This is a genomic window from Pseudomonas sp. MPFS, assembly GCF_022537035.1.
GTDB lineage: Bacteria > Pseudomonadota > Gammaproteobacteria > Pseudomonadales > Pseudomonadaceae > Aquipseudomonas > Aquipseudomonas sessilinigenes.
The window spans coordinates 1,439,736-1,463,756 of the sequence record NZ_CP066123.1 but is presented as its reverse complement, the minus strand read 5'-3'; the positions used below and the strand labels follow the sequence as shown (position 1 = coordinate 1,463,756).

Sequence of the window (24,021 nt, the reverse complement as noted above, 5' to 3'; positions counted from 1 at the left end):
GGATGCCGGCACGCTAGTCTTGGGCGCTCTGACCGAGGACCGATGATGAGTGCCAGCATTTCTTCCCGAACACCACAACAGGCACTGGCCGCCCTGCTGGAGCGCTATGCACCCAAACAGCTGCTGCTGATCGGGGCCAGCGACTTCCCGGCCCTGGCTGCCTTCAAGCAAGCCCACCCTGCATGCGACGTCTTCCAGGCCGCCCCCGGCCCCTTGCCGGCAGACCTGGCGGCACGACGCTTCGACCTCGCCCTGGCGGTGGACTGCCTGGAGCACCTGCCCAAGCGCGACGGCTTGAACCTGTTGGGCGGCATTCGCAATCTCAATGCCAGCCGTATCGCCGTGCTGGCCGACCTGGCCGCCTGCAACTGGCAGGAAACCGATTTTTTCTCCCTGGCCCTGCAAGCCAGCGAACGCTTCCAGCGGGAACAGCAGGTGCTGACCCTGTTTACCTACGATCTGCTTGAATACAAGCAAGTGCCCGACTGGCTCAACTCACGCTTCTGGGCAAACCCGGAAAATTTTGGAAAGTACTGGTGGTAACACAATGAGTGCCTCGATTTGTCCCTGCGGCAGCGGCAACCTGCTGGATGCCTGCTGCGGCCACTACCACGCGGGCCATCCGGCGCCCTGCGCCGAAGCCCTGATGCGCTCGCGCTACAGCGCCTATGTATTGGGGCAGGTGGATTACCTGCTGGCCACGACCCTGCCGGTGCAGCAGCCGGGTCTGGATCGCCAGTCCATCAGCGACTGGAGCGCGCAAAGCACCTGGCTGGGGCTGCACGTGGAAAGTTCGGAGGTCTTCGGCGGCCAGCCCGAACACGCCTTCGTGACCTTCACCGCCCGCTGGCACGATAGCCAGGGCGAGCACAGCCATCGCGAACGCTCGTCCTTCGTCCAGAACCAGGGACGCTGGTATTTCATCGACCCCACGGTGCCCCTCAAGGCTGGGCGCAACGACGCGTGCCCCTGTGGCAGTGGACAGAAATACAAGAAGTGCTGCGCCAGCTACTTCATCCGCTGAAGATCGATCCAGGCCCAGGATGGGCAGCAGCCACTACAAAGGGAGTCTTGCAATGTTTGGTGAGCTACGCCTGCTACGCGCCATCTGCCTGCCAGTGATCCTGGGCCTGTCCGGTTGCGCGTCCTGGTTCACCGACGAGCAGCCCGACCCCGAGGTGCATCTGGTGAAGGTCGAAGTGGTCAAGGCCAACCTGCTGGAACAGCGCTTCACCTTGCACCTGCGGGTAGACAACCCCAACGACGACGACCTGACCGTGCGCCGCCTGACCTATCGGGTCTACCTGGAGCGCTTCCTGCTCAGCGACGGTGAGCATGAGCAATGGTTCACCGTCAGCCCCCACAGCAGCCGCTACTTCAAGGTGCCGGTACGCACCAACCTGTGGCCGCAGATTCGTGACCTGGTGAAACTCCTGCACAAGCCCGACCATCCCATTCCCTACCGCCTGGAAGGAGAACTGGAGGTGGGATTATTCATCGGCAAAGACGTGCACCTGAAGCGCAATGGCGTGATAATTCCCGGCGATTTTATCCCGGAGTGACCCGCAATGACCCAGCAACCCCATGTCCATGGCCCTGACTGCAACCACGATCACGACCATCATGATCACGACCATGGCCATGTTCACGGCCCGCACTGCAACCACGGCCACCAGGAGCCTGTGCGCAACGCGTTGAAAGACGTCGGTCGCAACGATCCTTGCCCATGCGGCAGCAGCAAGAAGTTCAAGAAGTGCCACGGCGCCTGATCAAGCCGTGAACCGACGCCTGCCGGCACTGGCTTGCCGGCAAGCGCTCCTCCTATCAGGCAGTTCCTGCAAGGAGCTGTTCCAGATTCACCACCGTGGCGTACTCGCCATGCAGATTGGCCAGCGACATGTCATGTACCTCCTGGGCCGAGCGTCGCCGTCCGGCAAAATCGGGCTTGTCGAAGGTGTAGCAGGCATCGGCCACCACCCACACGGCAAACCCCAGGTTGCCAGCCGTCCGCGCCGTTGCCTCTACTGAGTTATTGGTGGCCACGCCGACAATCACCAATTGCCCGATCCCCTTCTGGCGCAACTGCGCTTCCAGCGAGCTGGCGCAAAATGCGTCCGGCACCTGCTTCTGGAGCAGCCCTTCGGCCTCCTGCGGGCGAAAGCGTGGCTGGAACTCCACTCCGGCTTGCCCGGGCCAGAACACCGACTCCGTGGAGCGCGACAGATGCTGTACATGAATCACCAGCCAGCCTCGGTCACGCCAGTGGGCCAGCAACTGCAACATGCGCTCCTCGGCCTGAGGGTTGTTGCGCGGGCCAAGCCGCGGGTGCAGGATGCCTTGTTGCTGGTCGATGATGATCAGTGCCGTATCAACGTTGAGGGACATGGAGTCGATTCTCCCGGGACGATCAGCGGATTGTACCCACTTCAGCATGGCCTCCCTCGCCCAGCGAGCCATCGAGTACCCAGCCCCCGAATTTGCTGTCGTCGACCCCGGATACTTCCCACCTGGAGCACTGCATGATCGACCTGTACTACTGGACCACCCCCAACGGTCACAAGATTTCCCTGTTCCTGGAAGAGGCCGGACTGCCCTACACCCTGTACCCGGTCAACATTGGCCGGGGCGAACAGTTCAAGCCTGACTTCCTCAGGATCGCCCCCAACAACCGCATACCGGCCATCGTCGATCACCAACCCCTCGACGGGGGCGCGCCTCTGTCGCTGTTCGAGTCCGGCGCCATCCTGCTGTACCTGGCGGAAAAAACCGGCCAGTTCCTGCCCAAGGACCTGCGCGGCCGCCAGGAAACCCTGCAGTGGTTGTTCTGGCAAATGGGCGGCCTGGGACCGATGGCCGGGCAGAACCATCACTTCAGCCATGCCGCACCGGAACAGATTCCCTACGCGATCAAGCGCTACATCGATGAAACGGCGCGGCTGTACGGGGTGCTGGAGCGGCGCCTGGCAGACCGGCCGTTCGTCGCCGGCCAGCAGTACAGCATTGCCGACATGGCGATTTATCCATGGGTCGCGTCCCACAAGAAACAGAGCCAGCGACTCGAGGACTTCCCCCGCCTGCACCGCTGGTTCGACAGCATCCAGGCGCGTCCGGCCACCGAGCGTGCCTATGCCCTGGTGGAGCGGGTCAACCCGGCCTGATCAAGACGTCCGCCCACCGTCCACCGGCCTGCTGGCGAAGGTCATGTGCGCAGCGCCCGACAAATACCTGTCGCCCCGCTTGCGCGGCACTCGCCTGCTCACTAACGTAGCGCCTTTATCGACGCTACCCCCCGCAGGAGCTTTGCCATGGCCTCGCCAGCCTTCTTACATTTTCTTCCCCGGTTCGGCGTCGCCGCAGCAGTGGCCGGCGCCCTGAGCCTGGCCGGATGCCAGTCCTGGAATGCCCAGGACAGCCTGCCTCCGGCCTCTGGCGTGCAACCCCTCAAGGGCCTGGCACAGAACGTTTCCGTGCGACGCAACGCCGTCGGCGTTCCCCTGATCGAAAGCAACAGCTTCCACGATGCCCTGTTCACCCTGGGCTACGTGCATGCCAGCGATCGCATCGGCCAGATGGTGACCCTGCGCCTGCTGGCCCAGGGCCGCTTGGCCGAGATGTCCGGTGCCGAGGCCCTGGACGTCGATCGCCTGATGCGCGCGGTCAACCTGAAGAAAAGCGCCGACGAGCTGTACAAGGCCTCGTCGCCACGGATCAAGCGCTTCTTCGAAGTCTATGCCCGGGGCGTCAACGCCTACCTGTTCCGCTATCGCGACAAGCTGCCACCGGACCTGGCGGCCCATGGCTATACCCCCGAATACTGGAAGGCCGAGGATTCGGCGCTGATCTTCTGCCTGTTGAATTTCGGCCAGTCCGCCAACCTGCTCGAAGAGATCAATACCCTGGTACTGGCGCAAAAAGTCGGCACCGACAAGCTGCCATGGCTGACCCCCAGCTACCCCGATGAGCCTCTGCCCCTGGCCGAGGCCGACAAGCTCAAGGGCCTGAACCTGGCCATTCCCGGGCTGGGCGACGTCAGCCAGGCGGCCAACCGGCTGGCCCAGCTCAACAGCCTGGGCCTCAGCGGCGGCAGCAGCCTGGCCATCGCTCCCCAGCGCAGCCGCAGTGGCCGCAGCCTGCTGGCCAGCGACAGCCAGATCGCCGCCTGGCACTACGTCCAGATCCGGGCGCCGAAGTACCAGGCCGCCGGCGCCTCGATCGCCGGCCTGCCAGCCATTCTCCAGGGCTTCAATGGCAAGGTGGCCTGGAGCCTGAGTTCGGTGGTGGGCGACAACCAGGACCTGTTCCTGGAAAAACTCAAGCGCCAGGGCAACTCGCTGTACTACCAGAACAACGGCAAATGGCAGCCGGTGACCGTGCGCAATGAGACCTACTTCGTCAAAGGCCAGCGGCCGATTCGCGAGGCGGTGTACGAAACCCGCCACGGCCCGCTGCTCAACAGTGCCCAGGGGTATGCACTGGCCAACGGCCTGGGCCTGGCGCTGCAGACCCCCGAACTCAAGGACGACCGCACCCTGGACGCCTTCTTCGACCTGTCCCGGGCCCAGAATGCCGAGAAGGCCTCGGACGCCAGCCGGGAAATCCGGGCCATTGCCCTGAACCTGGTGTTCGCCGATGCCAGCAACATCGGCTGGCAAGTCACCGGCCGCTTCCCCAATCGCCGTGAAGGCGAAGGCCTGCTGCCCTCCCCGGGCTGGGACGGCCGCTACGATTGGGATGGTTATGCCGACCCGATGCTCCACCCCTATGACCAGGACCCGCCCCAGGGCTGGATCGCCATTGCCAACCAGCGAGTGATCCCCCATGGCTACGGCATGCAGCTGTCCAATTCCTGGTACGCCCCGGAACGCGCCGAGCGCATGGCGGCACTGGCCTCCAGCGGCAAGCAGGACAGTCGCAGCCTGATCGCTTTGCAATACGACCAGACCAGCCTGTTCGCCGCAAAGCTGAAGACCATGTTCGAAGCCCCCGGCATGGCCCAGCCATTGAAGAAAGCCATCGAGGCCCTGCCCGACGCCGAGCGGGCCAAGGCTCGCGAGGCCTACAGCCGGTTGATGGCGTTCGACGGCAAGATCAGCGCGGGCTCGGCGGACGCAGCGCTCTATGAGTTGTTCCTGCAGGAAAGCGCCCGGCAGATCTTCCTCGACAAACTGGGCCCGGAATCCGCAGCGCCCTGGCAGGCCTTCGTCGCCAATGGCGAGCAGTCCTACGCCGCCCAGGCCGATCACCTGCTGGGCCGGGAAGACAGCCCATTCTGGGACGATTCGCGCACCCCGCAGAAGGAGGATAAACCGGCGATCCTGGCCCGCAGCCTGGCCGCCAGCATCACCAAGGGCGAGCAGTTGCTGGGCAGCGATCGCAAGTCCTGGCAGTGGGGCAAGCTGCACAGCTATCGCTGGACCGACGACAACGGCAAAGCCATCCGTGGCCCGCTGCAGGCCGGGGGCGACCACAACACCCTCAACGCGGCGCCGTACCACTGGGGACAGGATTTCACCATCACGGCGACTCCGGCCCTGCGTTTCATCGTCGACTTCGGCCTCAGCGAACCCTTGATGGGCCTCAATAGCAGTGGCCAGTCCGGCAACCCGGTCAGCCCGAACTATGCCAACGGTATCGATGGCTGGCTCAAGGCCCAATACCTGAGCCTCCCGATGCAACCGCAAAACTTCGACCGTAGCTACGGCAAGACCCGCCTGACCCTGGTTCCTGGCAAGTAACACCGCACGCCAGACTCTCCCGCCTGCGCCCTGCGCAGGCGGTTGTGCCTCGATAACCAGCCGCACCAACCCAGGGCAACATCCGCCCCTGGCACCGCATCGCGCGCCCGTGGAGCACGCTCTGCCTGCACCCCGCACCGTCCTGGCCCCTCCCCAAAACCGCCCTCTTTCAACGCACGCCGCTGCTTGTCCGCCGCCCAGCCCGAGCTTTTAAAACACCTGTTCGGGACTCTGGTTCGGAAATTGCTACTTTCATTAAGTCTCATACGCTGCAGTAACAGCACCCATGCGCCACAAGCGCTCATATCGGCTCTTAGGGATTGAATAATGAAAAAAGCATTGCTGACCCTTTCTGCACTGGCTCTGTGCATGGCCGCCGGCTCGGCCCTGGCCAAGGAGTACAAGGAACTGCGCTTCGGCGTCGATCCCTCGTACGCCCCTTTTGAGTCCAAAGCCGCGGACGGCAGCCTGGTGGGCTTCGACATCGACCTGGGCAACGCCATCTGCGCCGAGCTGAAGGTCAAGTGCAAATGGGTCGAAAGCGACTTCGACGGTATGATCCCGGGCCTCAAGGCCAACAAGTTCGATGGTGTGATCTCGTCCATGACCGTGACTGCGGCCCGGGAAAAAGTGATCGATTTCTCCAACGAGCTGTTCTCGGGCCCCACCGCCTTCGTGTTCAAGAAAGGCTCGGGGCTGAGCGAAGACACCGCCTCGCTCAAGGGCAAGACCATCGGTTACGAGCAGGGCACCATCCAGGAAGCCTACGCCAAGGCCGTGCTGGACAAGGCCGGGATCAAGACCCAGGCCTACCAGAACCAGGACCAGGTCTATGCCGACCTGACTTCCGGGCGCCTGGATGCCTCGATCCAGGACATGCTGCAAGCCGAGCTGGGCTTCCTCAAATCGCCCCAGGGCGCCGACTATGAGATCAGCAAACCCGTGGACGACCCCCTGCTGCCGGCCAAGACTGCAGTGGGTATCTCCAAAGGTAACAAAGAGCTGAAAGCGCTCTTGGATAAAGGTATCAAAGCGTTACACGATGATGGCACCTACGCCACCATCCAGAAAAAACACTTCGGTGACCTGAACCTCTACAGCGGTAAATAACCTACCGGCGCCCATCCTCGATGGGCGCCTTTTTTATCGTCACAGGTCACTGATCGATGCTCGAACAACTCCTAACGAACCTGGGGCTTTCCGCGTTCAGCCTGAAGGGTTTCGGCCCCTTGCTGCTGGAAGGTACCTGGATGACCGTCAAATTGTCGGTCCTGTCGCTGCTGGTCAGCGTGCTGCTGGGCCTGATCGGTGCCAGCGCCAAACTCTCCAGCCTCGCCTTGCTACGCATACCTGCCCAGCTCTACACCACCTTGATCCGCGGCGTGCCCGACCTGGTGCTGATGCTGCTGATCTTCTACAGCCTGCAGACCTGGTTGACCTCCTTCACCGACTTCATGGAGTGGGAATACATCGAGATCAATCCGTTCAGCGCCGGGGTGATCACCCTGGGCTTCATTTATGGTGCCTATTTCACCGAGACCTTCCGTGGCGCGATTCTCGCCGTGCCCCGAGGCCAGGTGGAAGCGGCCACCGCCTACGGCCTCAAGCGCGGCCAACGCTTTCGCTTCGTGGTCTTCCCGCAGATGATGCGCTTTGCCCTGCCTGGTATCGGCAACAACTGGATGGTGATGCTCAAGGCTACGGCCCTGGTGTCGATCATCGGCCTGGCCGACCTGGTCAAGGCCGCCCAGGATGCCGGCAAGAGTACCTACCAGCTGTTCTACTTCCTGATCCTGGCGGCGCTGATCTACCTGCTGATCACCAGCGCTTCCAATTTCGTCCTGCGTCGGCTTGAACGGCGCTATGCCGCAGGCGCTCGGGAGGCCGTGCGATGATCGAACTCCTGCAGGAATACTGGCGCCCGTTCCTCTATAGCGACGGTTATCACATCACCGGCCTGGCCATGACCCTGTGGCTGCTCACGGCCTCGATCGCCATCGGTTTCCTGGTGTCGATCCCGCTGTCGATCGCCCGGGTCTCGCCCCGGCGCCTGGTGCGCTGGCCGGTGCAGTTCTACACCTACCTGTTCCGCGGCACGCCGCTCTATATCCAGTTGCTGATCTGCTACACCGGCATCTACAGCATCGCCGCAGTCCGCGCCCAGCCCGTACTGGATGCGTTCTTTCGCGATGCGATGAACTGCACCATCCTCGCCTTCGCCCTGAACACCTGCGCCTATACCACGGAGATCTTCGCCGGGGCGATCCGCAGCATGGCCCATGGCGAGGTCGAGGCCGCCAAGGCCTACGGCTTGAGCGGGTGGAAGCTGTATGCCCATGTGATCATGCCCTCGGCCCTGCGTCGCTCACTGCCCTACTACAGCAACGAAGTGATCCTGATGCTGCACTCCACCACGGTGGCCTTCACCGCGACCATTCCCGACGTGCTGAAAATCGCTCGCGACGCCAACTCGGCGACCTTCCTGACCTTTCAGTCGTTCGGCATCGCCGCCCTCATCTATCTGTGCGTGACCTTCACCCTGGTGGGCCTGTTCCGCCTGGCCGAACGTCGCTGGCTGGCCTTTCTCGGCCCGGCTCACTAGGACTTGCAGCAGGAAACCCAAGCAATGCGTCATGAAATCCACGACCTGCTCGCCCCATTGCCGGGCACCGCGCGGCAGGTCCACAGCTTTCACTTCGGCCCCGCCCAGGCCCCGGGCAAGATCTACATCCAGGCCTCCCTGCATGCCGACGAAATGCCCGGCATGCTGGTGGCCTGGCATCTCAAGCAACGCCTGGGACAGCTGGAGGCCAGTGGCCGCCTGCGCCATCAGATCGTCCTGGTACCGGTGGCCAATCCCATCGGCCTGGAACAGGTACTGATGGACGTTCCCCTGGGACGCTATGAACAGGAGAGCGGGCAGAACTTCAATCGCTGGTTCAGCGACCTGAGCGAGCAGGTGGGTGACGCCGTCGCCGGGCTGCTCAACGACGACCCGCGGCACAACCTCGAGCTGATCCGCCGACACTTGGCCGATGCCCTGTCGCGCCAACGCCCCGAGACACAATTGCAATCCCTGCGCCTGGTCCTGCAGCGGCTGGCCTGCGATGCCGAGATGGTGCTGGACCTGCATTGCGACTTCGAAGCGGTTGAGCACCTCTACACCACTCCCGAAGCCTGGCCACACGTGGAACCCCTGGCCCGCTATATCGGCTCCCAGGCCAGCCTGCTGGCCACCGACTCAGGGGGCCAGTCATTCGACGAATGCTTCACCCTGTTCTGGTGGCGGCTACAACAACGCTTTGGCGAGCGCTTCGCCATTGCTCCTGGAAGCTTTGCGGTCACGCTCGAGTTGCGTGGCCAGGGCGATGTCGATCACCCCACCGCCAGCCAGGACTGCCAGGCCCTGCTGGACTACCTGACCCACTACGGCGCCATTGACGGCCAGGCGCCGGAGCTGCCCGACCTGCCATTCCCGGCCACGCCCCTGGCCGGGGTCGAGCCGGTGGTGACGCCAGTGGGCGGCCTGCTGGTCTTCACAGCCTTGCCAGGACAGTACCTGGAAGCCGGACAGCAATTGGCCGAAATCATCGACCCGATCAATGATCGGGTCACTCCCATTCATTGCACCAATGCCGGGCTCATGTACGCCCGCTCCCTGCGCCGCATGGCCACGGCCGGCATGGCGATCGCCCATGTCGCAGGCCATGCGGCCTATCGCAGCGGCTATCTACTTTCGCCTTGAGGATGCACGCCCCATGTACAAATTGACCGTTGAAGGCCTGCATAAATGCTATGGCGATAATGAAGTGCTCAAGGGAGTTTCCCTCAAGGCCAAGACTGGCGACGTGATCAGCCTGATCGGTGCCAGCGGCTCGGGCAAGAGCACCTTCCTGCGTTGCATCAACTTCCTGGAGACCCCGAACGATGGTGCCATGAGCCTGGACGGCCAGCAGATCCGCATGGTCAAGGACCACCATGGCATGCATGTGGCCGATCCCGCTGAGCTACAGCGAATACGCACCCGGTTGGCCATGGTGTTCCAGCATTTCAATCTGTGGAGCCACATGACCGTGCTGGAGAACATCACGATGGCCCCGCGCCGGGTGCTGGGGGTCAGCACCCAGGAGGCCGAGGAACGGGCCCGACGCTACCTGGACAAGGTCGGTCTACCGGCCCGGGTCGCCACCCAGTACCCGGCCTTTCTCTCCGGCGGCCAGCAACAGCGGGTAGCCATTGCCCGGGCCCTGGCCATGGAGCCGGAGGTCATGTTGTTCGATGAGCCCACATCGGCCCTGGACCCGGAACTGGTGGGAGAAGTGCTCAAGGTGATCCAGGGCCTCGCGGAAGAGGGCCGGACGATGATCATGGTGACCCACGAAATGAGTTTTGCCCGCAAGGTCTCCAGCCAGGTGCTGTTCCTGCACAAGGGCCTGGTGGAGGAAGAAGGAGCCCCCGAAGACGTACTGGGCAACCCCAGGAGCGAGCGACTCCAGCAGTTTCTCAGCGGCAACCTGAAGTAGCAGCCAAGGTTTGCCCGTATCCGCAACCTGGACACGGGCAAGGACACAAGGAAGAGTCAGGCCACGGGGACCGGTGGCGGCTCGTCCGGCAATGTCGGTTCGCCCGGTTCGTGGGGTTCGGGAGGCTGGGGGGAATCAGGATCTGGCTGGCCAGGAATACCGCCGGCCATGCTGACAGGAGGGTGCGCCAGGAGGGTCCAGGCCAGTACCCCAACCTGATTGGGTTCCAACCTCGCCAAAGTGGCACTTATTAGGGGATCTATCTTCATGGGGCACTCCTGGGCTGTACCCGGTACGCCTTGCGCGTACCGGCAGACACTCCAATAGAGTGTCTGCCTGCCCAGGAATTCCCGCTATTCGTCAGACGAACGGATTCAGGTGCGTGGCAGGGTCACGCCACGTTGGCCCTGGTACTTGCCGCCACGATCCTTATAGGACACTTCGCACTCTTCATCCGACTCCAGGAAGAGCATCTGCGCCACACCTTCGTTGGCGTAGATTTTCGCCGGCAAGGTCGTGGTGTTGGAAAATTCCAGGGTCACGTGGCCTTCCCACTCCGGTTCCAGCGGGGTCACGTTGACGATGATGCCGCAACGGGCATAGGTGCTCTTGCCCAGGCAAATGGTCAGTACGTTGCGCGGAATACGGAAGTACTCGACGGTACGGGCCAGGGCGAAAGAGTTCGGCGGGATGATGCAGACATCGCTCTTCACATCGACGAAGCTGCCGGCGTCGAAGTTCTTCGGGTCGACGGTGGCCGAATTGATGTTGGTGAATACCTTGAATTCATCGGCGCAGCGTACGTCGTAGCCGTAGCTGGAAACGCCGAAGGAAATGACTCGGCTGTCGTGCTCGCCACGCACTTGGCGCTCGACGAACGGTTCGATCATGCCGTGCTCTTGCGCCATGCGGCGAATCCACTTGTCCGATTTGATGCTCATGGCGGATGTCCTGAAATAACGAGGTGAAAAATTCTGAACGGCATCTTACCGGGGCGCGAGGCAGGGTTCAAAGTCCAGGGGGCTTTTCTTGCTCCATCCCACGATTTTCAAGGGCTGGAAGGCAGTCACCCAGCCATCGATCACGAAAACTGAGAAACCTTCGCACTGACCATTGGCACGTTCAGGAAAAAGGGTTAAGGTGGCGCCACTGTGCTGCTTGTGTCACTGAGAATCTCTACACGATGTTGAATTTCGATCCAACCATCTCCAAGAATTTTTCCTGCTCTTTGCACTCAGTCTCGGCCCAGGCTTTTCCTGAGTCGCAGTTAACTTTGTCCAAGGAGATACACCATGTCTAATCGCCAAACCGGTACCGTTAAGTGGTTCAACGATGAAAAAGGCTTCGGCTTCATCACCCCACAATCCGGTGACGACCTGTTCGTACACTTCAAAGCCATCCAGGCTGACGGTTTCAAAACCCTGAAAGAAGGCCAGCAGGTTTCTTTCATCGCTACCCGCGGTCAGAAAGGCATGCAAGCTGAAGAAGTACAAGTTATCTAACTTGCACTGATCCAGTAAAAAGCCCCGCTCTCATCAGCGGGGCTTTTTTGTGCCTGCAGGCTTTCCCCTCCCCCGCAGGCCAGCAGATCCGAACTTACCAAGCCACGCCGAAACCTACGGTGTAGCGGGTCTTGTCCAGGTCGCTGCTTTGCGTACCACGAATCAGGTCCTTTTCGGCCTTGAGGTTCAGCGAAGCCCAGTCAGTGACTTTGTAACGCAACCCCAATTCGGCATCGAGGGCATAGTCGGCCACCCCGGAAAGCGGCTTGCTGACCTCGCCACCAGTGAAGAACTCGACCCGTTTGCCAATCAGGTAACGGTTGTAGTCCCACTTCATGGCCAGGGAATAGAAGTTGTCCTTGCCGCCACTGGCATAGGTGTAGTCCGTCCGGTTGAGCAACGACCCCAGGGAGAAGGCGCCCAGTTCATCGTCCCAGAACTGGTAGCCGGGACCGGTACCCACCACCCGCTGTTGCTTGAGCTCCTCGACCTTGTCGCGCTTGTAGGTCAAGCGCCCCTGCCAGAACCACTGCTGGGTAATGAAACGGTCCAGGGCGTACTCGGCGCTCCAGTTATCAGTGGTCACCACCTTGTTCTGGAATTCGCGGTTGTACTCGCCTTCGGCGTTATGCCTCCAGGCACCGTGGCGCGCCGAGGTCTTGAAGTCGATGTCATAACGATCGGTATCCTTTTCCGCCCGCTTGTAGTCCAGGGCAAGGTCGACATTACCCTTCCACGCGATGTCTTCCACCAGCGGCTTGGGCTTCATGATTTGCTGGATACTCGCCAGTTCCACGGTCCTGGGCGCTTCGCCATTGGCCAGGGTGACCTTGCCCTCTGCCGCCGGCTGCAAAGACTTGGCCTTCTCTCCGGAGTAGGCATCCTGCTTGACCAACAGCTCCTGGTCGCTCTCCAGGGTCTTGACCTGCTTCCAGTCAATCGAGATGGCGCCGCCATAATCAGTCTGGATCAGTAGCTTGCCACCATCGAAAACCTTGATCTTGCCACTGAGGCGGTCGCCATTTTTCAACCACACGGTATCGGCCCAAACCGGCATGGAGGCGCCGAGTACCGCGAAACACAGCAAAGTTCTAGACAACATAAGTAAATACAGGACTCGATCTTGCAAAAAAGCGGCATTATTCCCAGCGAATAATTCCTTAATCACGACTGACCAGGGTATTGAGAGTGAGTTCAATCCTCATTTGCCTTTCATCAGCACAATCGAGCAGGGCCTCTTCCTTTTATCTGGAACCGCGAATGTGACCGAGCCCACTGAAGCGCCACAAACCCCGGCACAAATCCGACGCACGGCGCTGTACCTGACCCTTGCCCAGGTTCCCCAGGGCAAGGTGGTCAGCTATGGCCAACTGGCAGAAATGGCGGGCCTGGGACGGGCGGCCCGCTGGGTAGGCCGCACCCTCAGCCAACTGCCCGAGGACACCAGCCTGCCCTGGCACCGGGTGCTGGGTGCCGGCGGCCGCATCAGCCTGCCGGCCGGTAGCCCATCAGGCGACGAACAGCGCGCGCGACTGCGCGACGAGGGAGTCCCTGTACGCAACAATCGCGTGGATATTCAACGTCATGGCTGGCGCCCGGTAGAGCACAGCGGTTAGAGTGCGCGCTTTGTTTCCGTAATTCTTGAGGCAGACTCCAGCCCATGCCCCGTAAAACCTGGCGCGCCGCACTTGCCGCCTATGCCAGCCCCTCGACGCTCGTGCTGTTGCTGCTTGGTTTCGCTGCCGGCATGCCCTACATGCTGGTGTTCTCGACGCTTTCAGTGTGGTTGCGCGAGGCCGGTGTGGCCCGCGAGACCATCGGTTATGCCAGCCTGATCGGCCTGGCCTATGCCTTCAAATGGGTCTGGTCGCCCCTGCTCGACCAATGGCGCCTACCGTTGCTGGGCAAACTGGGGCGACGACGTTCCTGGCTGGTGCTGGCACAAGCGCTGGTGATTCTCGGTCTGATCGGCATGGGTTTCTGCGATCCGCAGAAGCATCTTTCCTGGTTGATCGCCATCGCCGTGGTCGTAGCCTTCGCTTCGGCCACCCAGGACATCGCCATCGACGCTTACCGCCTGGAGATCGCCGACGATAGCCGCCAGGCGGCCCTGGCAGCCAGCTACATGTCCGGTTATCGGGTAGCGGTGCTGCTGGCTACCGCTGGCGCGTTGTTCTTTGCCGAGGGCTTCGGCTCCACCGGCTTCAGCTACAAGCATTCGGCCTGGACCGGCACCTATGTGCTGTTCGGGGTCCTGATGATCCCGGCCCTGGTCACCACCTTGCTGATGCGTGAACCGGCGGTGCCGTTGCGCACCCAGCTATCGGCCGGGCGCTACAGCTTCGCCCACCAGTTGATCTCGGTATTCGTATTGATCGTGCTGCTGGTTTCCGTGCCCGCCACCTTCACCCAGTTGTACAACACCGACTTCGCCAGCGTGATCTTCCATGGCGTCAGCCTGCTGGACCTGCTGCTGGAAGACCGGGCCTTCCTGCGCGCCATTCTCTACATAACCCTCACTGCACTGTGCTTGTCGGCCATGGGCCGTCGAGGCCTGGCACCGGTGCTGACGCCCGTCAACGACTTCATCCTGCGCTACCGCTGGCAAGCCTTCCTGTTGCTGGGGCTGATCGCCACCTACCGCATGTCGGACACCGTCATGGGGGTCATGGCCAACGTGTTCTATATCGACCAGGGATTCACCAAGGACCAGATCGCTGGGGTCAGCAAGATCTTCGGCCTGATCATGACCCTGATCGGTGCCGGCATGGGCGGCCTGCTGATCGTGCGCTTCGGCATCCTGCCGATCCTGTTCATCGGTGGCGCCGCGTCCGCCGCGACCAACCTGCTGTTTCTCATGCTCGCCGACATGGGGCCGAACCTGAAGATGCTGATCGTCACCATTTCCCTGGACAACTTCAGTTCAGGCATGGCCACTTCAGCGTTCGTCGCCTACCTGTCGAGCCTGACCAACCTCAAGTTCTCGGCGACCCAATATGCGTTGCTCAGCTCCATCATGCTGTTGCTGCCACGCCTGATCGGCGGCTATTCGGGAGTCATGGTGGAGAAGTTCGGCTATCACGATTTCTTCTTCATCACTGCGATGCTCGGAGTACCGACACTGATCCTGATCGCCGTGCACTGGTTCCAGGAAAGCCGTCGCGACGGTCCCAAGCCTGAGGCCGAAACCGCCACCAACGGCAACGCCGTCGGCGAAGAATCCTAGAAATTCCCGGGGGTTGCGGGCTTTTCGCTCCCCTTCCCCCCCCTCCAAGCACAGTTCTGTACGCCAACGGAACTCGCCCGTACAATGCTCCGTCACTTCCAGTCTTAAGCAACCGACAACGGCCTACCATGCGCACCAGTCAATATTTGCTCGCCACACAAAAAGAAACGCCTTCCGACGCGGTCGTGATCAGCCACCAGCTGATGCTGCGCGCCGGCATGATCCGCAAACTGGCCTCCGGCCTGTACACCTGGCTGCCGATGGGCCTGCGGGTAATGCGCAAGGTCGAAGCCATCGTTCGCGAAGAAATGAACGCCGCGGGTGCGCTTGAAGTGTTGATGCCGGGCATCCAGCCCGCGGAGCTGTGGCAGGAATCCGGCCGCTGGGAACAATACGGTCCTGAGCTGCTGCGCCTGAAAGACCGCCATAACCGCGACTTCTGCGCCGGCCCGACCCACGAAGAAGTGATCACCGACCTGGTCCGTAACGAGCTGAGCAGCTACAAGCAGTTGCCGCTGAACCTGTACCAGATCCAAACCAAGTTCCGTGACGAGATTCGTCCACGCTTCGGCCTGATGCGCGGTCGTGAATTCATCATGAAGGACGCCTACTCCTTCCACGCCGACCAAGCGTCGTTGCAGGTCACCTACGACCGCATGCACCAGGCCTACTGCAATATCTTCACCCGCCTGGGCCTGAAGTTCCGTCCAGTGGAAGCGGACAACGGCTCCATCGGCGGCGCCGGCTCCCACGAGTTCCATGTACTGGCCGAATCCGGCGAAGACGACATCATCTTCAGCAATGGCTCCGACTACGCGGCGAACATCGAGAAAGCCGAGGCCCTGCCTCGTGAAACCTCGCGCCCTGCACCAACCGAAGCCATGCGCCTGGTAGACACTCCCGACGCCAAGACCATCGCGCAACTGGTGGAAGGCTATAACCTGCCGATCGAGAAGACCGTCAAGACCCTGGTGGTGCATGCCGAAGAGCCAGGCAAGCTGATCGCCCTGATCATCCGTGGCGACCACGAACTCAACGAAATCAAGGCCGCCAAGCAACCTGGCGTTGCCGATCCGCTGGTCATGGCTTCCGAGGCCGAGCTGCGCGCCGCCATCGGCGCTGGCGCCGGTTCCCTGGGCCCGGTGAACCTGCCGTTGCCGATCATCATCGACCGCTCCGTGGAGCTGATGAGCGACTTCGGTGTGGGCGCCAACATCGACGACAAACACTACTTCGGCGTGAACTGGGAACGCGACCTGCCGGTCCCAGCCGTGGCCGACCTGCGTAACGTGGTAGCCGGCGATCCAAGCCCGGACGGCAAGGGCGTGCTGGAAATCAAGCGCGGCATCGAAGTCGGGCACATCTTCCAGCTGGGCAACAAGTACAGCCAGGCGATGAAGTGCGAAGTGCTGGGCGAGAACGGCAAGCCGGTCACCCTGGAAATGGGCTGCTACGGTATTGGCGTCTCCCGCGTGGTCGCTGCCGCCATCGAACAGAACTACGACGAGAAAGGCATCATCTGGAGCGATACCCTGGCGCCATTCCAGATCGCCCTGGTTCCTCTGCGCTATGAAACCGACCTGGTTCGCGAAGCGACCGACAAGCTTTATGAGCAGCTCACCGCCGCCGGCTTCGAGGTCCTGCTGGACGATCGCGACAAGAAGACCAGCCCAGGTATCAAGTTCGCCGACATGGAACTGATCGGCATTCCACACCGGATCGTGGTCAGCGACCGCGGCCTGGCCGATGGCAACCTGGAGTACAAGAGCCGTACCGAGGCCGAGGCACAAGCGCTGCCTGTAGCCGACGTATTGTCCTTCCTCCAAGCCCGTATCCGTCGCTGAAACCAGATAGAGACGTCATGCTCAAGCGAAACACCTTAAGCCTCGGTGGCGCCGCCTTGTGCGGCGCCCTGCTGGTCAGCGGCTGCGCCAACCAGATGTCGCAACGCAGCGAACACGAGGAGCGGATCGAGCGCAAACTGCTCGACCACAGCCTGCAAATCGATGTCGGCGAGCCTAAGGTGCTTGAGCTGCCGCAACGCCGGGTACGCATCCACGAGCAAAAGACTTTCGAAGTGACTGAGTTCGAAGTCACGCGCCGCTACGACCGCTATACGCCCTACCAGCCCTGGCGCAAGGTCTATGAGATCCCGCTGGGCGCAGTAGCCCTGGTGGCCGGTGCTGGCGCCAACGTGGTCAATGTATTCGCCCTGGGCAACCTGCCGGACAGCGTCACCAAGGACTGGCTCAGCTACGGCGTATCCGGGCTCAACCCGTTCATGAACATGCCATCCCATGGTCGTGCCCAGCAGAACCTGGCGGCGATCGAAGAAGTCCAGCGTGACAAACGCATGGAATATTCGAGCCTGCCCTGGAGCGAACGCCCGGTACAGGTCAAGGTCGGCAAGCAAAGTTATGAGTTGAGCACCGATCGCAATGGCATCTTGCGCCTGAACCTGTTGGACGATCCTTTTTCCGAACAGGACCTGAAGCAAATCGGCAAGCTGCAGATCAGCGTCGAGGATGCACAGGATGAAGTGCATTCGGACTCATCCCTGAGCATCAGCAATGGCTTGCGCAGCAAATTGCTGGAGGCCCACGCCCTGATCTACGACGATCTTGAAGACGACGAAGTGAGCGAATGGGTACACCGGGTCAAGCGCCTGTCGCAGCTGGGCCTGGAAGAAGAAGCGAGCGAACTGGAGCAGAGCCTGATCGAGCTGACTCGCAACGATCCTGAGCTGCAAAAAGAGTTTCTCAAGTCACTGACCAAGAATGCAGGCCGCCTGGTAGCCGACCCCGGCAGCAACTGACCCTCCACCCCCGTGCCATGGACCCGCCATGGCACCCAACGCCCGCTACTGACCCTGGAACAACTCCAGCTGTTCATGGCCACCGCGCAAGTCATGCAGACGCACACCAATCCCCAGCAAGCGCACGGGCTTGCCACCACGCTTGAAGGCCTGGCTGAGCAACTGCCGATAACTGTCCAGGTCACGCCCGGCCCCGGCCTGCTCCAGGGTGGTCTGGGTAAAGTCATGGAACTTCACCTTGACGAACGGCTTGCCTGGCCGATAGCTGCTATCGATGCGCTCTATCCGCCCGGCCAGGGTTGCCATCAGCTCGGGCAATTTCTCCAGGCAGCTCTCTAGATCCGGCAGGTCAACATCGTAGGTATTTTCCACGCTGATGGATTGCCTGCGGCTGTCATTGTGTACCGGTCGCTCATCGATACCCCGGGCCAAGCCCCAAAGCCGTTCGCCAAAACTGCCGAATTCGCGCACCAGCGCCAGCTTGCCCCAGTCCCGCAGTTGCAAGCAGTTGGCAATGCCCAGCCGCCCCAGCTTGTCCGCAGTCACCTTGCCCACGCCGTGCAATTTTCCCACCGGCAGTTCGGAGACGAAATCCTCCACTTGATCCGGGGTAATCACAAACAGTCCGTTGGGCTTTTTCCAGTCGCTGGCGATCTTGGCCAGAAACTTGTTCGGCGCGACACCGGCCGACACCGTGATATGCAACTGGTTGGAGACCCGGCGACGAATGTCCTGGGCAATGCGCGTGGCGCTACCGGAAAAACTCAAGCTGTCGGAGACATCCAGGTAGGCTTCGTCCAGCGATAACGGCTCGATCAAGTCGGTGTAGTCGCGAAAGATCCCATGGATCTCTTTCGATGCCTCACGATAGGCATCCATTCTCGGCTTGACGATGACCAGGTCCGGGCACAAGGCCAGCGCATGCCGCGATGACATGGCCGATCGCACACCGTACGCCCGCGCCTCATAATTGCAGGTAGCGATCACTCCCCGCCTCTCTGCTGAGCCGCCCACTGCCAAAGGCTTGCGGGCCAGCTGCGGGTCATCGCGCATTTCGATGGCCGCATAGAAGCAATCACAATCGATGTGGATGATTTTGCGTTGCATCATATGAAGGCAGGGATCATGAAAAGACGGGGGCTTGAGTGGAAACAGAAACAAGTATCTACCTACACCTGTATATAGCACCAGTACCTTGCATCATCGCCAGGCAACACAGGCGAGCCAGATGAAATTTATTCGCTCAATGGCCTCACAGCCTCCAATAGAGCTGAAAGCCCCGCCCCACCTGGCCCCAAGCCATTTGAAAAGCCCTTGATCGAGTGCTAAGCATTTGAACAGGAAGCCTTTTTTAAAATTTAATGATTGACACACTTAAAATCCTCTGTAGAATTCCGCCACATCAGACGCGGGATGGAGCAGCCTGGTAGCTCGTCGGGCTCATAACCCGAAGGTCGTCGGTTCAAATCCGGCTCCCGCAACCATATATCAAAAAAGGCTGCTCGAAAGAGTGGCCTTTTTTTTGCGTGTTCGTTTTCCAAAAACTCACTGACCCAAGCGATAAACTCTTTGCCTGGCCTTCAGTTAGAGAGCGAACCGGGGCATTCGACACTTATTTGACCCTTTTGGGCATTAACGGTTGACACTCGACGGTTCGCCTGTAGAATGCCGCCCCACAGACGCGGGATGGAGCAGTCTGGTAGCTCGTCGGGCTCATAACCCGAAGGTCGTCGGTTCAAATCCGGCTCCCGCAACCATATATCAAAAAAGGCTGCTCGAAAGAGTGGCCTTTTTTTTGTGTGTGAAAAAATCCTTTCGCAACAATGACCTGCAAAAGTATTACGAACCTTCAGCGATACTTCGACTCTTCAGTATGCGAGCTATGCTCTGTCTCGAGTACCTGCCTTGTTGCTGGTCGCACAAGGTCGCCGGGCCACGGTGAGACGCGTTAATATTTGAAATTATTTTTTCTACAGGGATTGGTAACTTGGCTGGATACCCCCATCCTGTCGCGCACAATCCACGAGGTGATTGATGCGCGCCAACACGTCTGACTCACAAGACACCGATACCGTACAACCCATTGCAGCCACTCGTTTGCGCTGGCTGGACCTGTTGAGCAAATATCGCCAACCACTGGGGCTGGTGGTGACACTCCTGCTGTTCGCCATTGCCTTGATCGCCTGCCGCCACCTGCTCAGCGAACTGGACTTCTACGCACTCCACGATTCAATCCTGGAAGTACCCAAGCCAACCCTGCTCGGTGCATTGGGCGCAACCATCGCAGGCTTCATCATCCTGCTGGGCTACGAGTGGTCCGCCAGCCGGTACGCCGGTGTCAGCCTGAGTGGACGCACCCTGGCCCTGGGTGGTTTCACGGCCTTCGCCATTGGCAACGCCATCGGCTTGTCGCTGCTCTCCGGCGGGTCGGTACGCTACCGCCTTTATGCGCGCCATGGCCTGGGGGCCTCCGACGTCGCCCACATGACCCTGTTCGCCAGCCTTTCCCTGGGCTGTGCCTTGCCGCCCCTCGCGGCCCTGGCAACCCTGAGCAACCTGCCCGCGGCCTCCGTGGCCCTGCACCTGCCTGAAGGCCTGTTGGCGGGCATTGCACTGGCGGTCCTGCTACTCGGCGCCGTCCTGGCCATCGGTATCTATCGGCGGCGCCTGCCCGAACAGCCCCTGCGCGACAACCTGCTGGTACGAGTAGGACGCCGTACCCTGCGCCTGCCCGGGCCACGCCTGACCTTCCTGCAGTTGATCATCACCGCCCTGGACGTAGCCGCAGCCGCCACCGTGCTCTACCTGCTGCTGCCTGAAGCCCCACCGTTCGGTGCCTTCCTGCTGGTCTACCTGCTGGCCCTGGCTGCCGGGGTACTCAGCCATGTTCCTGGCGGTGTCGGGGTATTCGAAGCGATCCTGCTGGCGGCGTTCGCCGATAAGCTCGGAGCCGCTCCCCTGGCCGCCGCGCTGCTGCTGTATCGCTTGATCTACGTAGTGCTGCCCATGCTCGTGGCCTGCGTGCTGTTGCTGATCAATGAGGCCCAGCGCCTGTTCCAGACCCGGCAATCGCTACGGGTGGCCTCCGGCCTTGCTGCGCCTATCCTTGCCGTGCTGGTGTTCCTCTCCGGCGTCGTCTTGCTGTTCTCCGGCGCCACTCCGGAAATCGACACACGCCTGCAACATGTTGGCTTCCTGATTCCCCACCGCCTGGTGGATGCTTCGCACTTCGGCGCCAGCCTGATCGGCGTACTCTGCCTGCTACTGGCCCAGGGCCTGCGTCGGCGCCTGTCGGCCGCCTGGATGCTCACCACCATCCTGTTGCTGGTGGGTGCCCTGCTCTCGCTGCTCAAGGGTTTTGACTGGGAGGAAGCCTGCCTGATGACGCTGACCGCCAGTCTGCTGGCGGTCTTCCGTCGCTCGTTCTATCGCCCTAGCCGCCTGACCGAACTGCCCTTCTCACCGCTGTACCTGGTGGCCAGCTTCTGCGTGCTGGGGGCCTCCATCTGGCTGCTGTTGTTCGCCTACCAGGATGTCCCCTACAGCCACCAGCTGTGGTGGCAATTCACCCTGGATGCCGATGCGCCCCGTGGCCTGCGCTCATTGCTGGGAGCCGCGGTGCTGTTGCTGGTGGTATCCCTGACCTGGCTGCTGCGCACCGCGCGCCCCGTGATCCACCTGCCCACGAGCGAGGAGTTGGACAAGGCGGCGAAGGTCCTCATGGCCTCGTCCCAACCCGATGGCGGCCTGGCACTGACCGGCGACAAGGCGCTGCTGTTCCATCCCAACGACGACGCCTTCCTGATGTATGCCCGTCGTGGCCGCAGCCTGGTAGCGCTGTACGATCCGATCGGTCCGACCCAGCAACGCGCCGAGATGATCTGGCAGTTCCGCGACCTGTGCGATGTGCATCACGCGCGCCCGGTGTTCTACCAGGTGCGGGCGGAAAACCTGCCTTACTACATGGACATCGGCCTGACGGCGATCAAGCTCGGCGAAGAAGCCCGGGTCGATCTCAAGCGCTTCGACCTCGAGGCCAAGGGCAAGGAGATGAAGGACCTGCGCTACACCTGGAACCGTGGAACCCGCGACGGCCTGTCGCTGGAGATCCACGACGCCGGGCAAGCGCCGATGGACGAGCTGAAGGTCATCTCCGATGCCTGGCTGACCGGCAAGAACGTCCGGGAGAAAGGCTTCTCCCTGGGCCGCTTCAGCGACGAATACCTCAAGTATTTCCGTATCGCGATCATTCGTTTTGAAGGACGTCCGGTGGCCTTTGCCAACCTGCTCGAGACCTACAACCATGACCTGGCCAGTCTCGACCTGATGCGCGCGCACCCGGATGCTCCAAAGCTGACCATGGAGTTCATGATGGTCGGCCTGATCCAACATTATAAAAATCATGGATATGCCCGCTTCAGCCTGGGGATGGTGCCCCTTTCCGGCCTGCAACCGCGCCGTGGAGCACCGCTGACCCAACGCCTGGGCTCGATGGTGTTCCGCCGCGGCGAGCAGCTCTACAACTTCCAGGGCCTGCGCCGCTTCAAAGACAAGTTCCAGCCTGACTGGGAACCCCGTTACATGGCCGTGCCAGCAGGGCTGGACCCGCTGGTCGCACTGGCCGACACCGCCGCCCTGATCGCGGGCGGCCTGACTGGATTGGTGAAACGCTGATGATTCAACGTTCTTTGCGGTATCTGCTGGCCACCCTGGTGGTCCTGGCTGTGATTGCGGGTGGCGGCTATTGGTGGTGGAACCGCCCGGCACCGGAACCAGCCCTGGAGCAACTGACCCAGGCCGACGGCTCGACCCTGACTCGCGTAACCCCCGGCACCACTGCCAAGGCCCGCGTCATCGTGGCGGTACTGCCGGACTCGACCCTGAGCGACAAGCAACTGCTGGCCCTGAGCCGTAGTGGCGCGGCGCAAATCGTCCAGGTAGTCCTGCCCAAGGATGACTGCAAGTTGCAGGAGCAAGCGCTGCAAAACGCCCTGCCGCAACTCAACGGCCCCGCTACCCTGGTCAGCGGTATCGGCCCGGGCGCGGCCCTGGCCTGGCGCTGGATCGCCTCCCAAAGCGACGACAAGGCCCAGGCGGTATCGGTGGGCTTCACCATCAACCCGGCACCCGGCTGCACCGACCCACTGCCCAAGACCCTGGCCCACGGCCACTGGCTGGTCGCCTGGAACGACAACCCGGACGACGAGAGCGCCGGCTTCGTGCGCGACACCCCCAACGCCACCACCAGCATCAGCGACTACGACATCCACCTGCCACAAGTACTGAACAACGAACTGCGCAAGCTGCTGGTAGGTTCGGACAATGGCGGGCTGAACATCCCGGTGGTGGAAGTCCCGGCCGGCCAGGCCAAGGACACCGTGACCCTGTTCCTCTCCGGGGACGGCGGCTGGCGCGACCTGGACCGCGACGTAGCCGGGGAAATGGCCAAGATCGGGTATCCGGTGGTGGGTATCGATACCCTGCGCTACTACTGGCAGCACAAGACTCCGGAACAAAGCGCCACCGACCTCACCGAGCTGATGCAGCACTACCGGCAGAAGTGGGGCACCAAGCGCTTCGTCCTGACCGGCTACTCCTTCGGCGCCGACGTACTGCCAGCTATCTACAATCGCCTGCCGGAAGCCGAGCAGCAACGAGTGGACGCCATTATCCTGCTGGCCTTCGCCCGCACCGGCAGCTTCGAGATCGAAGTCGAGGGCTGGCTGGGCAACGCCGGCAAAGAAGCCGCCACCGGGCCGGAAATGGCCAAGCTGCCAGCAGCCAAGGTGGTGTGCATCTACGGCGTTGAAGAGGTCAACGAGAGTGGCTGCACCGACAAGACCGCGGTTGGCGAAGCAATGAAGCTGCCAGGCGGCCACCACTTCGACGAGAACTACCCAGCCCTGGCCAAGCGCCTGGTGGAGATCATCGAGAAGCGCCAGGGCAAGGAAAACGCCAGCAACTAAGTGGCGCCCGGGTCACCGGACACGGTGACACCCGCAAAATAGAAGCCCTCCCAGCGAGGGCTTTTTTTCGTCTGGTACAACATCGCCCGCCCTATAGGCAGGCACAAAAAGGCCCCCACCAGGTGGTAGTGCTTGATCCCGTTTAGGAGCAGCCGGTCGACGCTCGATTGCTCGCGATGGTCGTAGCGCGTGTCTACTGGGTAAACGCAGCGCTCTGAAGTCCATCGCGGGCAAGCCTCGCTCCTACACTGAGC

General features: G+C 61.6%; 23 protein-coding genes and 2 tRNA genes. 20 read left to right on the top strand and 5 right to left on the bottom strand.

From position 1 onward, the window contains the following. Positions 1-45: 45 nt before the first annotated feature. The 4 genes from I9018_RS06685 to I9018_RS06670 are packed head-to-tail and all read left to right on the top strand — an operon-like array spanning position 46 to position 1,769. Entirely contained in the window at positions 46-543 is a 498-nt protein-coding gene (locus I9018_RS06685; RefSeq protein WP_068581869.1) for a DUF6231 family protein, read from the top strand. A gap of 4 nt (positions 544-547) precedes the next feature. Next, positions 548-1,024 (top strand): YchJ family protein, encoded by a 477-nt coding sequence (locus I9018_RS06680; protein ID WP_068581866.1) that lies wholly within the window; start codon positions 548-550, stop codon positions 1,022-1,024. Positions 1,025-1,076: 52 nt separating this feature from the next. Then, positions 1,077-1,562, top strand: coding sequence for an LEA type 2 family protein (locus I9018_RS06675; RefSeq protein ID WP_124345913.1), 486 nt, complete (start codon positions 1,077-1,079; stop codon positions 1,560-1,562). Positions 1,563-1,568: 6 nt separating this feature from the next. Next, the gene (locus I9018_RS06670; protein ID WP_010221064.1) at positions 1,569-1,769 is read left to right on the top strand and encodes an SEC-C metal-binding domain-containing protein; all 201 of its coding nucleotides are present in this window, start codon (positions 1,569-1,571) and stop codon (positions 1,767-1,769) included. Between the two features lie 55 nt (positions 1,770-1,824). Here I9018_RS06670 and I9018_RS06665 read toward each other — a convergent pair whose 3' ends face one another. Then, on the bottom strand, positions 1,825-2,385 hold the full coding sequence (locus tag I9018_RS06665) for a cysteine hydrolase family protein (protein ID WP_241109030.1): 561 nt from the start codon (positions 2,383-2,385) through the stop codon (positions 1,825-1,827). A gap of 134 nt (positions 2,386-2,519) precedes the next feature. On the opposite strand from I9018_RS06665, the gene I9018_RS06660 reads away from it, so the two are divergent. The 7 genes from I9018_RS06660 to I9018_RS06630 all read left to right on the top strand — a co-directional run bounded on the left by I9018_RS06660 (position 2,520) and on the right by I9018_RS06630 (position 10,258). Further along, positions 2,520-3,158: a glutathione binding-like protein gene (locus I9018_RS06660; protein WP_068581854.1), complete on the top strand. Its 639-nt coding sequence runs from the start codon at positions 2,520-2,522 to the stop codon at positions 3,156-3,158. 147 nt (positions 3,159-3,305) lie between these two features. Continuing rightward, the gene (locus I9018_RS06655) at positions 3,306-5,735 is read left to right on the top strand and encodes a penicillin acylase family protein (RefSeq protein WP_241109029.1); all 2,430 of its coding nucleotides are present in this window, start codon (positions 3,306-3,308) and stop codon (positions 5,733-5,735) included. A 327-nt stretch (positions 5,736-6,062) separates the two neighbouring features. Then, a complete protein-coding gene (locus I9018_RS06650; protein WP_031321029.1) occupies positions 6,063-6,845 on the top strand; it encodes a transporter substrate-binding domain-containing protein in 783 nt (260 codons plus the stop codon). A gap of 56 nt (positions 6,846-6,901) precedes the next feature. Beyond that, complete coding sequence (locus tag I9018_RS06645) at positions 6,902-7,630, top strand: ABC transporter permease (RefSeq protein ID WP_068581847.1); 729 nt, start codon at positions 6,902-6,904, stop codon at positions 7,628-7,630. Continuing rightward, positions 7,627-8,337, top strand: coding sequence for an ABC transporter permease (locus I9018_RS06640; RefSeq protein WP_241109028.1), 711 nt, complete (start codon positions 7,627-7,629; stop codon positions 8,335-8,337). Before I9018_RS06645 ends, I9018_RS06640 begins: the two co-directional genes overlap by 4 nt. Before the next feature lie 24 nt (positions 8,338-8,361). Continuing rightward, the gene (locus I9018_RS06635) at positions 8,362-9,480 is read left to right on the top strand and encodes a succinylglutamate desuccinylase/aspartoacylase family protein (RefSeq protein ID WP_241109027.1); all 1,119 of its coding nucleotides are present in this window, start codon (positions 8,362-8,364) and stop codon (positions 9,478-9,480) included. Between the two features lie 13 nt (positions 9,481-9,493). Then, on the top strand, positions 9,494-10,258 hold the full coding sequence (locus I9018_RS06630) for an ATP-binding cassette domain-containing protein (RefSeq protein WP_068581838.1): 765 nt from the start codon (positions 9,494-9,496) through the stop codon (positions 10,256-10,258). A gap of 56 nt (positions 10,259-10,314) precedes the next feature. Here the strand turns inward: I9018_RS06630 and I9018_RS06625 are convergent, their stop codons facing one another. Next, positions 10,315-10,527, bottom strand: coding sequence for a hypothetical protein (locus I9018_RS06625; protein ID WP_083235678.1), 213 nt, complete (start codon positions 10,525-10,527; stop codon positions 10,315-10,317). Positions 10,528-10,632: 105 nt separating this feature from the next. Next, entirely contained in the window at positions 10,633-11,199 is a 567-nt protein-coding gene (gene dcd, locus I9018_RS06620; RefSeq protein WP_012313046.1) for a dCTP deaminase, read from the bottom strand. Between the two features lie 351 nt (positions 11,200-11,550). Between dcd and I9018_RS06615 the strand changes: the two genes are divergently transcribed. After that, positions 11,551-11,760 (top strand): cold-shock protein, encoded by a 210-nt coding sequence (locus I9018_RS06615; protein ID WP_017902777.1) that lies wholly within the window; start codon positions 11,551-11,553, stop codon positions 11,758-11,760. A gap of 94 nt (positions 11,761-11,854) precedes the next feature. Here the strand turns inward: I9018_RS06615 and I9018_RS06610 are convergent, their stop codons facing one another. After that, the gene (locus I9018_RS06610; protein WP_241109026.1) at positions 11,855-12,862 is read right to left on the bottom strand and encodes a DUF481 domain-containing protein; all 1,008 of its coding nucleotides are present in this window, start codon (positions 12,860-12,862) and stop codon (positions 11,855-11,857) included. Positions 12,863-13,022: 160 nt separating this feature from the next. On the opposite strand from I9018_RS06610, the gene I9018_RS06605 reads away from it, so the two are divergent. From I9018_RS06605 to I9018_RS06590, 4 genes are all read left to right on the top strand, one after another. After that, positions 13,023-13,376: an MGMT family protein gene (locus tag I9018_RS06605; protein ID WP_068581832.1), complete on the top strand. Its 354-nt coding sequence runs from the start codon at positions 13,023-13,025 to the stop codon at positions 13,374-13,376. A 44-nt stretch (positions 13,377-13,420) separates the two neighbouring features. After that, the gene (locus I9018_RS06600; protein WP_241109025.1) at positions 13,421-14,986 is read left to right on the top strand and encodes an AmpG family muropeptide MFS transporter; all 1,566 of its coding nucleotides are present in this window, start codon (positions 13,421-13,423) and stop codon (positions 14,984-14,986) included. A 128-nt stretch (positions 14,987-15,114) separates the two neighbouring features. Further along, a complete protein-coding gene (locus tag I9018_RS06595; protein ID WP_124345907.1) occupies positions 15,115-16,830 on the top strand; it encodes a proline--tRNA ligase in 1,716 nt (571 codons plus the stop codon). 17 nt (positions 16,831-16,847) lie between these two features. Then, positions 16,848-17,801 carry a hypothetical protein gene (locus tag I9018_RS06590; protein ID WP_241109024.1) on the top strand — a complete coding sequence of 318 codons (954 nt, stop codon included), beginning with the start codon at positions 16,848-16,850 and terminating at the stop codon, positions 17,799-17,801. Between the two features lie 45 nt (positions 17,802-17,846). Here the strand turns inward: I9018_RS06590 and dinB are convergent, their stop codons facing one another. Further along, positions 17,847-18,911, bottom strand: coding sequence for a DNA polymerase IV (gene dinB, locus I9018_RS06585; protein ID WP_068608071.1), 1,065 nt, complete (start codon positions 18,909-18,911; stop codon positions 17,847-17,849). Between the two features lie 297 nt (positions 18,912-19,208). On the opposite strand from dinB, the gene I9018_RS06580 reads away from it, so the two are divergent. From I9018_RS06580 to I9018_RS06565, 4 genes are all read left to right on the top strand, one after another. Then, positions 19,209-19,285 (top strand) — tRNA-Met (locus I9018_RS06580). Between the two features lie 196 nt (positions 19,286-19,481). Next, positions 19,482-19,558, top strand: a tRNA-Met gene (locus I9018_RS06575). Positions 19,559-19,835: 277 nt separating this feature from the next. Then, complete coding sequence (gene mprF, locus I9018_RS06570) at positions 19,836-22,475, top strand: bifunctional lysylphosphatidylglycerol flippase/synthetase MprF (RefSeq protein ID WP_241109023.1); 2,640 nt, start codon at positions 19,836-19,838, stop codon at positions 22,473-22,475. Beyond that, positions 22,475-23,767 (top strand): AcvB/VirJ family lysyl-phosphatidylglycerol hydrolase, encoded by a 1,293-nt coding sequence (locus I9018_RS06565; RefSeq protein ID WP_241109022.1) that lies wholly within the window; start codon positions 22,475-22,477, stop codon positions 23,765-23,767. The genes mprF and I9018_RS06565 overlap by 1 nt, the downstream gene beginning before the upstream one ends. Positions 23,768-24,021 lie beyond the last annotated feature (254 nt).